Source organism: Streptomyces sichuanensis (assembly GCF_020328095.1).
GTDB classification, from domain to species: Bacteria; Actinomycetota; Actinomycetes; order Streptomycetales; family Streptomycetaceae; genus Streptomyces; species Streptomyces cinnamoneus.
In genome coordinates, this window is record NZ_JAIXMK010000173.1 from 1 (window position 1) to 12,433 (window position 12,433).

The 12,433-nt window shown below is 71.6% G+C and carries 10 protein-coding genes; 3 read left to right on the forward strand and 7 right to left on the reverse strand.

What is annotated here, in order from left to right:
• Nucleotides 1-41: 41 nt before the first annotated feature.
• Together LE181_RS29765 and LE181_RS29770 are read right to left on the reverse strand one after the other, a co-directional pair.
• A complete protein-coding gene (locus LE181_RS29765) occupies nucleotides 42-2,303 on the reverse strand; it encodes a DUF4332 domain-containing protein (RefSeq protein WP_225664621.1) in 2,262 nt (753 codons plus the stop codon).
• Between the two features lie 35 nt (nucleotides 2,304-2,338).
• Nucleotides 2,339-3,010 (reverse strand): M4 family metallopeptidase, encoded by a 672-nt coding sequence (locus tag LE181_RS29770; protein WP_308103609.1) that lies wholly within the window; start codon nucleotides 3,008-3,010, stop codon nucleotides 2,339-2,341.
• A gap of 17 nt (nucleotides 3,011-3,027) precedes the next feature.
• Between LE181_RS29770 and LE181_RS29775 the strand changes: the two genes are divergently transcribed.
• Complete coding sequence (locus LE181_RS29775) at nucleotides 3,028-3,894, forward strand: AraC family transcriptional regulator (RefSeq protein WP_225664622.1); 867 nt, start codon at nucleotides 3,028-3,030, stop codon at nucleotides 3,892-3,894.
• 7 nt (nucleotides 3,895-3,901) lie between these two features.
• On the opposite strand, the gene LE181_RS29780 is transcribed toward LE181_RS29775, so the two are convergent.
• Nucleotides 3,902-5,392 (reverse strand): NACHT domain-containing protein, encoded by a 1,491-nt coding sequence (locus LE181_RS29780; protein ID WP_225664623.1) that lies wholly within the window; start codon nucleotides 5,390-5,392, stop codon nucleotides 3,902-3,904.
• Nucleotides 5,334-6,983, reverse strand: coding sequence for an NACHT domain-containing protein (locus LE181_RS29785; RefSeq protein WP_225664624.1), 1,650 nt, complete (start codon nucleotides 6,981-6,983; stop codon nucleotides 5,334-5,336). Before LE181_RS29785 ends, LE181_RS29780 begins: the two co-directional genes overlap by 59 nt.
• A gap of 434 nt (nucleotides 6,984-7,417) precedes the next feature.
• On the opposite strand from LE181_RS29785, the gene LE181_RS29790 reads away from it, so the two are divergent.
• Nucleotides 7,418-8,056 carry a hypothetical protein gene (locus LE181_RS29790; RefSeq protein ID WP_225664625.1) on the forward strand — a complete coding sequence of 213 codons (639 nt, stop codon included), beginning with the start codon at nucleotides 7,418-7,420 and terminating at the stop codon, nucleotides 8,054-8,056.
• Between the two features lie 176 nt (nucleotides 8,057-8,232).
• Here LE181_RS29790 and LE181_RS29795 read toward each other — a convergent pair whose 3' ends face one another.
• The 3 genes from LE181_RS29795 to LE181_RS32545 all read right to left on the reverse strand — a co-directional run bounded on the left by LE181_RS29795 (nucleotide 8,233) and on the right by LE181_RS32545 (nucleotide 11,770).
• Nucleotides 8,233-10,293, reverse strand: a complete 2,061-nt coding sequence (locus tag LE181_RS29795) for a phosphocholine-specific phospholipase C (RefSeq protein ID WP_225664626.1) — start codon at nucleotides 10,291-10,293, stop codon at nucleotides 8,233-8,235.
• A gap of 306 nt (nucleotides 10,294-10,599) precedes the next feature.
• Nucleotides 10,600-10,860 carry a hypothetical protein gene (locus tag LE181_RS29800; protein ID WP_225664627.1) on the reverse strand — a complete coding sequence of 87 codons (261 nt, stop codon included), beginning with the start codon at nucleotides 10,858-10,860 and terminating at the stop codon, nucleotides 10,600-10,602.
• A 10-nt stretch (nucleotides 10,861-10,870) separates the two neighbouring features.
• Nucleotides 10,871-11,770 (reverse strand): helix-turn-helix domain-containing protein, encoded by a 900-nt coding sequence (locus LE181_RS32545; RefSeq protein ID WP_225664628.1) that lies wholly within the window; start codon nucleotides 11,768-11,770, stop codon nucleotides 10,871-10,873.
• A 307-nt stretch (nucleotides 11,771-12,077) separates the two neighbouring features.
• Here LE181_RS32545 and LE181_RS29810 point away from each other — a divergent pair.
• Nucleotides 12,078-12,433, forward strand: a 356-nt coding sequence (locus LE181_RS29810) for a DUF4360 domain-containing protein (RefSeq protein ID WP_225664629.1), incomplete at its 3' end; no start/stop codon positions are given.

Consider the following 12,433-nt stretch of genomic DNA (forward strand, 5'->3'; position numbering starts at 1 on the left):
GCGGCATCCCGCACGGGATGCCGCCGCCCTTTCGCATGCGGTCAGGACATGAGCGTGGTGAGCCACCTGTCCGGGGCCGCGAAGGCGGGGAGTGCCGTGAGGCCGAAGCGTTCGGCGTTGAGCGTGAGGGCACGCGTCAGGCCCTCCTTGTCGGTCGCCGCGCGCTCCCTCAGCTCCCCGCGGCTGTTGATCCCGGCCGCCAGGAGCGCCTGCACCACCCTGGGGCTGGCGAGGTCCTCGTGGGTGTCGGCCAGTGTGGCGATGTCCACGAGGTGGGAGACGAGCAGCGGGGAGACGCCCAGATATTCGGCCAGGGTCTGCTGCCGCGGGTCGGTGCTGGTGCGCTGCCGGAACTTCCTGAAGGTGGTGATGCCGGCCTGCGCCAGTTTCTCCGCGTACGGCTGGAAGGGGGCCAGGTCCAGCATGCCGACCGGTTCCTGGTGCGTGGAACCGGTGATGAGCTCCCTCCGGCCGGGATCCCGCACGATCGTCCAGAAGGACGGATCCTTCTGCAACTCCTGCCGGTCCTCGGCGGTGGCGAGGAAGAAGGCGAGGTAGTCGCGCACGTCCCCGAGGGAGGGCCGGGAGACGCCGTGTTCGTCCGCGAGCTCGGCCAGGGCGGCGTAGTGGAGCGCGAGGCCGGGCGAGGGGTAGTCCTCGGGAACCGGCGGGGTCCACGTCCAGCCCCTGGTGCCCTCGGCGAGCCGTCGGGCGCGTTCGGTGAGGAGGTCGACCGCGCTCACCAGTCCGTCGGCCACCGGTTTCATGTGCTCGGCCAGGTGCCTGACGTTCTCTTCCTCGTGTTTGACGAAGCCCGCACACCCTTCGGTCCCCTTGCACGCGTCGGCCAGCTTCCCGGCCCACCGCCCGGCGTCGGCGAGGACCGCACTGTCCTGGTGGAGCAGTTGCTCCGCCTGGTCCCCGTCCTCGTGCAGTGCCACGAGGCAGGAATTGATCCTCATGACTGCTTGGAGGTAAAGGGTGCGCATGTGGACGACTTCCCACCCCGGCTTCGTGTGGCCGTCCTTCTCGGCGAGCTGCTGTTGCGTGTCCATCAGGCGTGCGAATCTCAGGCGGTTGGCGGTGGTCCTGGGCGTCCTGGCGAAGAGTTCGACGAGGTACTCCAGCCGGGCCAGGCCGTAGCGGGGCTCCTCTTCCACGGCGGATTTCAGCAGGCGTAGCCGTACGTCCGGGTCCGCCACCAGCGCGCGTTCGGTGGCGATCACCTGCAGGGCGACGCTCCGCCAGCGCTCGGCGCCGCACAGGCCCTTCCTCAGGTGGGGGTGCACGCGGCTGAGCCGCACCAGCACGCAGGCCGCCGCGCCGGTGAGCAACTGGGCGCGGGCGCAGCTCCGCTCCTGCTCCAGCTGTGGCGTTTCCAGCGTCGGGGGCAGGGGTGGCAGGCCGAGGCTCTGCCGGCTGATGACCGTGCTCTCCACGTGCCGGCCGTTGCGGGTCATGGTGACGGCCACGCGATTGACGTCGACGACGGTCAGGCGGGCGCGCCAGGTGAGGCCGGGCCGGACGGCATAGAGCACACGGGCCGCGGCGGCGGTGACCGAACCCGCCGGGATGGCACTGAGGTCCTCGCTGAGCAGGCGGCTGAGGTCGGTGGCCCGGGAGATGCCGAGCGGGTCGGGTGCGGTCGTGCCGAGGGACTGCAGCCGTGCGAGGACGTAGTCGGACGCGGCGGCGTCCACCTTCCCGGTCTCGTCCTGCGCCTCGATCTGAAGCCGCAGGTTCTGGCCGAGGGCCATCGCGCTGGCGGTGACGCCCAGCACGGCCATCGCCAGGTAGGTGACCAGCAGCCGGCTGTGCGCGCCCCAGGAGAAGAAGCAGGAGACGAAGCCGGCCCACACCAGCAGGAGGATCCACGAGGCGGGGCGTGGCAGGCCGGGCCCCGACCAGGTGGGGCGGCGCGGGGTGCGCTGGATCTGCAGATGCGGCGCGAGCAGCACGAGCGCCGTCCCGAGGGCCGCCACGCCGAGGAAGACCCAGGTCAGCCAGGTCCCGTCACCGAACGGCCGGAACATGAAGTGGACGGGCAGGAGGACCGCGACGGCCAGCACGGACAGGCCGCCGACGAACGTCCAGGCCCGCCGGCTGCCGTCGCCCCAGGCTTCGCCGTTCCTGTCCGTCACGCACCGGGTGAGCAGGCCGCTGACGGCGATGAGGACGGCCAGAGCGACGGCCATGACGATGACGCACTGCGCGACCGGCACGAGCCAGGAGCTGTAGAACGCGTCCCAGCCGCTTGTCTCCAGGGCGATCACCGAAGTGCCCGCCCCGCTGAAGAGCGTCATCTCGGTACCTCGGGCCTGTGACGTGCCCCTGGTTCTCAGGCTAGGCCCGGAGAGCGGCGGGGGCACGTCGGCCCGGACGGGTCAGCGGCCGCTGCCGGACACCGTGACGTTGACCGCCGCCCACGCGGCGTCAGTCGCGCGGTACCGGCGTACCAGTAGTCCTTCGAGTGGCCGTCCCGGGACGGTCTGTCCATGCGGCGCACGACGTCCGAGCCGTTGATGACGGTGTTCTCGGCGATGAGGTAGTCGCCCGGGTCGGCGGGATTGGCGGCGTGGAACTCGGCCGCCGCGGCGAACACGTCGCTGGTGGCCTCGTTCAGTCCGGCGGACTCCCCGCTGAAGGCGAGGTTGGCCGTGGCCGCGGTGACGCGGTGGGTCATCTCGTGCACGCCGATGTCGGTCCTGGTGAGCGGTCCGTCCGGGGGTGTGCCGTCGCCGTAGGTCATGCAGTTCCCGTAGAAGGCGTTCAGGTAGTGGTTGCCGTAGTGGACGCGGCTGCAGCCGGCTCTGCCGTCGCCGAACGCTCCCGTCCGGCCGTGCACGTCGCGGTAGTAGTCCCAGAAGACGGAGTGGACGTAGTGGGCGGCGACGGCATCGGACTCCCGGGCGGGCCGAGGCCGGTTCAGGACGGTGCCGCGGACCCGACCCGACCGGGCACGGAAAGTCGGGTCGCGCGATAGTCGTCTCCCTAGCCTCGAAGACGGCAGAAGGAAGGAGGCCGGTGGTGCTGGAACACCTCAACCAGGCCCTGGAGCACATCGAGAGCCGCCTCGACCGGGAGATCGACCCGGCCGAGCTGGCGCGGATCGCAGTCACGTCGGAGTACCACTTCCGACGGCTGTTCTCCGCCCTCGCGGGCGTCCCGCTGGCGGAGTACATCCGCCGCAGGCGGCTCACCGTCGCGGGCGCCGAGGTGCTCGCCGGCGAGCGCACGCTGCTCGACGTCGCGGTGCGCTACGGGTACGGCTCCGGAGAGGCGTTCGCCCGTGCGTTTCGCGCGATGCACGGCATCGGGCCCGGCGAGGCACGCCGCACGGGTGCGGCGTTGCGGTCCCAGCCCCGGCTCTCCTTCCGTCTCATCGTCGAAGGGAGCACCACCATGCGCTACCGGATCGTGGAGAAGGAAGCGTTCCGCGTCGTCGGCAGGGGGACCCGCGTCCCCCTCGTGCACGAGGGCGTGAACCCGCACATCGCCGCGTTCATCCGGAGCATCGACCAGGAGACCGTCCAGCGGATGGCGGCACTCGGCGACCAGGAGCCCAGCGGAATCGTCTCCGTCAGCGACAACATCGCCGCCACCCGCGCGGAGGGCACCGACCTCGACTACTACCACGGCGTGGTCACCTCCGCGCCCGCCCCCGAGGACCTGCAGACCCTCGACGTGCCCGCCGGCACGTGGGCGGTCTTCGAGAGCTCGGGGGAGTTCCCGAAGGCCCTGCAGCACCTGTGGCGCGACGTCTTCACCCAGTGGTTCCCCTCGAACCCGTACCGGAGCGTGGACAGCCCGGAGATCCTGCGCACACGGCTGTCGGAGGACGGCACCACGGCGGACGCGGAACTGTGGATCCGGGTGGAACGCACGACGGGGTGACGGCGCGTCAGGGACGGTGGTGCGGAAAGTACTCCTCGACCTGCTGCTGGAGCCGCGGACTGAGGGCCTGCAGCCCTTCGGCCGACAAGTTCAGGGCCACCGTGTACATCAGCTCGTTGAACACGTCCGGTGGCAGACGATCGGCGTCGTTGTGCAGGAGCCCGATCATCAGGAGTGCCACGCCGTCCCGCGTGTCGCCGGGAAGGGCGCTTTCGAGGTCCAGGAGGAGGCTGCAGCGACGGTACCAGCGCACGACGTCGTCGACGGGTGCCCCGAGCCGGCTGCACAGCCACAGCCGGATCAGGTCGTGGGCGGCGGAGGAGGCGGGCCCGTCACCGATGCCGACGAAGGTGCTGACCGTGGGACCGAGCCACTCGAACACCGGGTCCAGGGCATGCCGCACCACGGAGTCGTTGGTCCCGCCGGCGACGGCCATCTTGTGCTGCACCTGCTGCCAGTAGGTGCGGCTCCAGGCGACATGCCCCCGGGACGGGTTGCCGGGAGGGTAGCGGTAGAGCCAGTAGGGGTCCACCGGCTCCGGGGGGACCGGCTGCCCGTCGGCGGCCGGGCGGAGCTCCAGGTCCCGCCGCGCGTCGTGCCAGGTGTGCCGCACGCGCAGGACCACGGCGAAGTCCGTCCACTGCTGCTCGTCGAAGGAGGAGCGCCACAGCAGGACCCGCCGGTGCCATGTTCCCGGGGGGTCCTCGGCCTCGGGGAAGAGCTCGCCCGCCGTGATGCCGCCGGTGAGGAACATCAGGAGAAGGAAGAGGTTCGCGCTGTAGACGCCGTGCCGTGCGGAGGTCACCGGACGGGCGGGGCGGTAGTCGGCGTAGCGGTGCTCGGTCCGCTCCTCGTTCTGGGACAGCACCTTGATGAGAAGGCTCTTCAGCGCATTGCGGTCGGCGTCTTCCAGCCGCCCCAAGCGGAATGCGACAAAACGTAATATCTGCCGCGATGAGAGTGGGGCAAAGGAAAGGAGGGCATAGAGGAGGTCGTCCTCGACGGGGGCCGGTCCGACGATCAGGACCGGCCGCTGGCCGAGCAGACCGGTGACGAGCTGGACGGCCAGCCTGGCCGCCAGGTATTCGCCGAACGTCGCGTGCAGGAATTCGTACGTCGACAGCCGCCTGCTGTCCTGGACCGCCTGCGCGCGCCGGACGAAGAAGAACCGGCCGAGCGCGATCTCTGCCTGTCCGAGCGGGGCCCGGAAACCTTCCGTGCGCGAGGTGGTGCGTCCCAGAAGGGCCGTGAGGTCGTCCTCCAGCTCGGCGGAGGTGATCCACTGCCGTCGTCGGTTGAGCATGCCGAAGGCGATCAGCGAAAGCCTCTGGAGCTCCTGCTCCACCCGTTCGGCCAGCTCCCGCTCCGGCAGGCCGGCGCCCGTCTTGCCGATCTCCCGCCCGGCGAACGAGGTGAGGAGCGCCTCGTACAGCTCGGCCTCACCGAGCGGCGCACCCGCGTCGTCCCCCCTGCTGGAGCGCGTTGTCCGCGGCGTCATAGAGGGCGAGCATCAGCAGGAGCAGCGGCTGGGAGGCCAGTGCGTGGTGCCGGGCGACGACGGCCGGCGGCAGGGGAGCCAGGCCCTGGGCGGCGAAGTGCGACTCGTTGCTGCGGTTCCAGCCGTCGAGCCAGCCGTCGATCTGGTCGCGGCGGAACGGCTCCAGCCGCAGGGCGACGGCCCCGTGCGGGTAGCGGGCGCGGTCGGCCACCGCCGTCCTGCTGGTGACCACGGCGATCACCGGCCGGCCCTGGTCGGCTTCGCGCTGCTGGAACCGGGCCACCCTCACGAGGTAGTCCGACTGGCTCACCCCGGTGGCCTGCAGCAGCTCGTCGAAGCCGTCGAGCAGGACGACGGGCATCGCACCGCCCGCCGACCTGACCAGCTCCGGCCAGGACACCGCTTCCCCGGTGGCCGCACGGACGGCGTACTCGATCTGGTCCTGGATCTCCGCCTCGGCCGGCACCTCGCGCAGGGCCACGCGGACCGGCAGGAAGCCGGCCGCCGGCAGCCGTGCCGCCAGGACCTTCGTCAGGACCGACTTTCCGGCGCCCGGCTGCCCGAGGACGACGAGCGGAGCGGCCGCCATGCCCGGCGACGTGAACGCCCCCGCAAGGTACTCGGTGAGATCCCTGCGGACCGGTGCCCCCGCCCACCACTCCTCACGGGCCGGCCCGTCCTGGCCGGCCACCGGCCGTACCGTGAAGTCCGGGTCGAAGTAGCCCTCCCCGAGCGAGGGCAGCCGCATCCCGGTGGGCACCTCGCCGTCGGCCAGGACGGGCCGGTGCAGCACCGCCCGGTACGCCGCGGCCAGGGCGGCGGCAAGGTCGACGGGCTCCCGGGCGGGCCACAGGCCGGCCAGGAGCGACTCCATGCCCGCGAGGGCCTGCCGCAGCTCCGCGCGGGTCCCCTGGTGCTCGACCTGGCTCGACCAGAACGCGAACTCGGGCACGTCCGCGGCCAGCCGCGCGAACAGCTCCTCGTACCGGTCGGCGGCCCGGCCGCAGAGGTCGTCGCCGAGCGCCTGCTCCGTCGCTTCCCGCCCGGTGCCGTCGAGCCCGTCCCACACGGCCAGCCCGCGCACGAAGCGCAGCAGCCGCGCCGACAACTGCTCGTACCACGTCCGCAGCTCATCCAGCGCCCGCTCGTAGGGCAGGTGCGGAGCCGGCATGGGCGGGGCCGCACCCACCAGCTGGTCGCAGAAGTCCCGGGCGGCCACGGAGGCGCCCGCCAGACGGAGCTGGTCGTGCCGTGTGAGGTGCAGGTCGCGCTGGGCGAACGGCAGCCGGGTCTCGCCGAACGCCTCGAAGTACGCCGTGACGACGATCACGGTGTGCGCCGCCGCCAGCCGCCGGCTCCGTTCGGCCCGGCTGGAGGCCCCGAGGGCGGTGCGCAGGCCGGCCGTGAGATCACGGCCGATGCGCAGGATCCGGCCCTGGGCGTCGAAGAGGCTCAGCACACTCTCACTGAGCCCGCCCGTGGCCACGGACAGCGCCCCGCCGAGCGCGGTGTCCAGGGCGACGAGAGCGGGCCCGTCCCGGCCGAGGAGCACCACCGCGTCGCCGTAACCGAGCAGTCTGCGCACCCTCATGCCGCCCCCCCCGATGCCGCTCCGGCCCCCTGGCGCGTGGCGTGGCCACGCCTGATCCAGTCCTACCAGAGCCGGCGGCGGCCGAGGGGGCGAAACGGATATCCGGCCGTGCCGTGCGTCACGCACAGCATCACGGTGAATAGGGAGGAGCGTCACAGTGAACAATGCCCCCAGGGGTGCCGTGAAATTACCGATCACTCTCAGAAAATGGGCTCTGACCTGCAAAGCTTGCGATTTCTCCGGGGGAGTGTTCAGGTTATTGGGCGCTTCGCCGGTATGCCGGTATCCCTTGTCGGTGCCGACAAATCGGCCGCCCGGACGGAAATGATCCGGGAATGCGGGGCCGCGGATTGTGATCGATGGGATGGATTCCCGCATCGCCGGCGGCCCAAGGAAAGCCTTGCCTTTGTAAGGGTCTGCGTCTGGAGATTCACGTGCCTGCTGTGTGGTCGGATCCGCCCCTGTCCGTCGTCCCCTCGCCCCGGTCCCGCCCCCGCCCCGTCCCGGCCATGGCCGTGGCGAAGCCGGGCGCCCGGCACGCCCGTCCGGTCGGCCTGTACGACTCCTGGCTGACGGTCGGCGGCGCCGCGCTGGCGATCTGTGCCGCATGGGCCGTGAGCGTCTTCGTCGCCGTCCACCTCCAGGCGGACGCGACCCTGCACACCGCAGCGCTCTTCGTGCACCTCGCCAGCCTCGTGCTCGGCTTCGGTGCCGTTCTGGTCGCCGACTACTACGGCCTGCTGTGGATCACGGGCCGCTGCTCGCTCCAGGACGCCGTCGGCAGCGCGAGCCGTCTGCACTTCCCCATCTGGGCGGGCCTCGCCGGCCTGGTGGCCAGCGGTGTGTTCCTCCACCCGAACCCCTCCGCGCCCCTGACGCTCGCCAAGCTGGTGATGGTGCTCGTCCTCAGCCTCAACGGCCTCCAGGCGGGTCTGCTCAACAAGCGCATGGCCGCGCACGCGGCCACCTCGGCCGAGCCCCGCTACCTGGCCTGGGGCGGCGCCACCGCCATCGTCTCCCAGATCTGCTGGTGGGGTGCCGTCGTCATCGGCTTCATGAACACCCAGAGCTAGGGCGCCGGCCGGCGTCGTCCGAACCGCTCGGAGTGACGCCGGCCACGTCTTCGCTTTTCTTCAAGACCGCAGGCCCCGGCCCGGCATAGCGTCTGTGCCGGTAACGGGGGAGTGCTCGGCCGGATCGACGATCCGGCCGAGCACTGTGTTGTACCGGGTCGTTGCCGGCCGTCCGGTCAGTGCGTCGCGATCGCCGGGTCGCTCACGCCCGGCTCGCCCGTCTCCACATGACCGGCGAAGCGGCGCAGGAAGGTGGCGTCCGTGTCGGACACCACGGACACGTCGTACCAGCGCTTGCCGGCGCGCAGGTCCCTCGTGTGCACCACGCGTCCGCCCGCCGGGACCTTGAACGTCTCCCGTCTCCCGCCGTAGGCGTCGGTGACCGTCAGGTGGCAGTCGGTGCCGCCGGCGTTCGTCAGGGTCAGCTCGATCCGGCCGCCGGCGGCGACGTGACGGGCGGTGACCTCGGGACCCGCGGTCCTGCCGGGGCCCTTGAAGGTGCGCAGGAAGCCATTGGGGCCGAACACCGACAGGTCGTACGTCCCCTTCGAGTACGCCGTGTTCCACGTGTCGGAGATCGTCTTGCCGGCCTCGGTGGTGTACGTCCACGGCCCGTCCGTGCGGTTCCCCGAGGTGACCGTGAAGCAGGCACCGGCCGCCGCCCCGGAGCCGAACGTGAGCGTGAAGCGCCCGGTCGACGGCGTCGCGGCGCCGTCCGTCAGCGGCGCGTACGGCAGCGGGCGCGTGGGCCGTGCCCCCGGTTCCTGCTTCGGCAGGGAGGGGCCGGCGGGCGGCTTGGGCACGTAGTCGGGGTGGCGGTCGCGGTCCTGCGGCTCGTAGCCGTCCGTGTCCGGCAGCGAGGCGGGCCCGTTGTCGCCGGTGCGGAAGTCGAAGGCCGAGGTGAGGTCGCCGCAGATCGCCCGCCGCCAGGGCGAGATGTTGGGCTCGCGCACCCCGAAGCGGCGCTCCATGAACCGGATGACCGAGGTGTGGTCGAAGACCTCCGAGCAGACGTAGCCGCCGGTGCTCCACGGGGAGACGACCAGCATGGGGACGCGCTGGCCGAGGCCGTACGGGCCCGCCGCGTAGCGGCCGTTGCCGCCGAAGACGTCGGGCTTGGTGTCCACGGTGGAGGCGCCCTGCGCGGCGGAGGCCGGCGGGAACGGCGGCAGGACGTGGTCGAAGTAGCCGTCGTTCTCGTCGTAGGTGATGAAGAGGGCGGTCCGGCTCCACACGTCCGGGTTCGAGGTGAGCGCGTCCAGGACCCGGGAGATGTACCAGGCGCCGTAGTTCACCGGCCAGTTGGGATGTTCGGAAAACGCCTCGGGCGCGGCGATCCAGGAGACCTGCGGCAGTTTCCCGGCCTTCACGTCCGCCGTGAGGATGTCGAAGTAGCCGTCGCCCTTCTTGACGTCGGTGCCGGTGCGCGCCTTTTCGTACAGCGGCTCGCCGGGCTTGGCATTGCGGTACGCGTTGAAGTACAGGAGGGAATTGTCGCCGTAATTCCCGCGGTAGGCGTCGTTGATCCAGCCCCAGGAGCCGGCCGCGTCCAGGCCGTCGCCCCGGTCCTGGTAGATCTTCCACGAGATGCCGGCCCGCTCCAGCCGCTCCGGATACGTCGTCCAGTCGTAACCGGCCTCCTCGTTGCCGAGGACCGGCCCGCCGCCCTTGCCGTCGTTCCCGGTGTGGCCCGTCCACAGGTAGTAGCGGTTGGGGTCGGTGGCCCCGATGAACGAGCAGTGGTACGCGTCGCACACGGTGAACGCGTCGGCGAGCGCGTAGTGGAACGGTATGTCCTCGCGTGTGAGGTACGCCATCGTGCCCGCGGACTTCGCCGGGATCCACTGGTCGTACCTGCCGCCGTTCCATGCCTTGTGGCCGCCGGCCCAGTCGTGGTTGAGACCGGCGATGAACTGCATGCCCAGATTCTCGGCGTCGGGCCGGTAGGGCAGGACGTCCTTGCCGCCACCGGCCGGCTGGTGCCAGACCGGCTTGCCGCCCGGGAGCGTCACCGGCCGGGGGTCACCGAACCCGCGGACACCGTTCAGGGAACCGAAGTAGTGGTCGAAGGAACGGTTCTCCTGCATGAGCACCACGATGTGCTCGACGTCCTGGATGCTTCCGGAGCGGCGCCGGGCGGGAATGGCGGCGGCACGGTCGATGCTGTTCGACAACGCCGTGAGGCCGGCGGTCGCGCCGGCGATCTGGAGGAAGCGGCGGCGGTTGAGTTCAGCCATGGGCTGGACACCTCTTGGGGTGTGAGGGCTGGGGCCAGTTGTGTGTTCCGGGTGCAGCGAGCGTCGGGGAAGGGAAGGACGGGCCGGTGTCGTCCGGGTGACGCGGCGCGGTACTCGGGGAGAACGTGGCGAACGGCCCGATCCTCCCAGCGGATGCCCGTCCGGGCCATGGGGCGTGAGTGTCGGGAGGGCCGGGCGCGTGGCCCAGGACCCCGGGCAGGCCGCGCCCCCGCGCACTGTGTGCGGCGTTCACCGACCGGGCGTGCGGTCGGCTCCCCGCTGCGCGGGCGGAGCCGGTGCGGGCGCTCAGGCGTGGCGCCCGGCCGTCGCGCGCAGGCGGCCGGCGGCGGTGCCGGCCAGGGCTCCGGTCCACCACAGCAGCAGCACGACGGGCGACGCGTAGGAGGGCCACAGGACCCAGCCAAAGGCGCAGCCCGGGACGAGCGTCGCCGACACGCCCAGCACCGCTCGGGCGGGGCGCTGCAGGTCGCGCGTCAGCCATGCGGCCAGCCGCCCGAAGGCGAAGGCCAGGGCGAGCGTGACCGTGAGGGCGGCGAGGGCGAGCATGCCCGTGACGTTACGCCGCCGGGAGCACGCCCCGGGGGGCGGGGGCCCGGCCCCCGCCGGGCGCGGGTGGGCGACCGGGCTCCGGGCGCAGGTGGCGCGGCGGCACACCGGCCAGGGCCCGCACCTCACGCGACAGATGGGCCTGGTCGGAAAATCCGCACGCCACCGCGACGGACGCCAGGCTGTGGGTCCGGGACGGGTCGGTGATCAGCCGCAGAGCCTTGCGGAAGCGCAGGATGCGCGCCGCCGACTTCGGCGTGACGCCCACCTGTTCGCCGAACAGCATCTGCAGGCGGCGTTTGCTCAGCCCCACCTCGTCCGCGAGCCGGGCGATGGGCACCTGCCCCGCCGTCGCCTGCAGCCGGTGCCACGCCGCAAGAACGGCCGGTGAGGGCGTGGGGCCGGTCGCGACGAGTTCGGCGAGCAACCGCTCCACGCGGTCGAACCGCTCCGGCCAGCCGTGCAGGGACGCCAGCTGCCCGGCGATGCGCTCCGCTTCCGCCGCCCCCAGGACGTCGGTCAGGGAATGGCGTTGATTGGTCAGTTCGCTCATGGGAACCCCGAACAGCGCGAAGGCCCCGGGCGGCGTGAGCACGACGCCCACCCCGAGGTGCCTGCCCGTGAGCTCGATGTCGACCGGTGCGTCGAGCAGACCGGTGACGGGGGAGGCCATGGCGGAGGTCGTCCAGCCGGCACCGTCCGGGTGGAAGAGGCCGCGGACGGCGGGGCCGAAATCGATGAGGAGGACCGGCGTGACGTTGGGCAGGACGCGTTTGCGAAGGGGGACCGCGAATTCCTGACCGAACCCCACGTATCCCACGACGAGCTGCGCGAGGTGGGTGTGTGCGGCCCGCGCCGCGAGGACCTGCGTCAGCCTCTGCCAGTGCTTCAGAACGTTCTCGGCGGTCACTGCGCCCCGTGTCTCCCGTCGTGAGGTGTGGATGGGTGCTGTCTGCGCCCAGTTCAACCCGCGGGGCATCGGCTGTCGACCCGTTTCCCGGTTGCCTCCGGGGGAGGAAACCCCTGCCCGCCGGCCCGGAGGTCGTGCTCACGGCCCGGTCGGGAGCCGTTCGGGGCGCCGGGGCCCTGGCCGAAGCAGCACGGACGGAATGGTTCCGAGGCGGGGAGGGATCGGCTCAACCTGACCTGTACATGTCTCTAATTCGATGGTGGCATGTAGCCGCGGAGTGCGTCCGCACAGCAACGGGAGGATCTCCATGCTCAGACCGGTGATGGTCAGCAGCGCGGCCGTGGTGCTCGTGGCCGCTTCGTTCTCGCCCTCGGCCGCCGCCGAGGGAGGAGCACCGCCCGGCAGGGTCGTCATCGACGTCGTGGCGGTCAACGGTTCGGGCTGTCCCGCCGGGACGGCCGCCGTGGCGGTCGCCTCCGACAACACGGCCTTCACCGTCTCCTACAGCGACTACCTCGCCCAGGTGGGCGTCGGCGCCAAGCCGACCGACTTCCGCAAGAACTGCCAGCTCGGCCTGAACGTCCACGTCCCGCAGGGCTTCACCTACGCGATCGCCCGCGCCGACTACCGCGGCTTCGCCCACCTGGAGCGCGGTGCCACCGG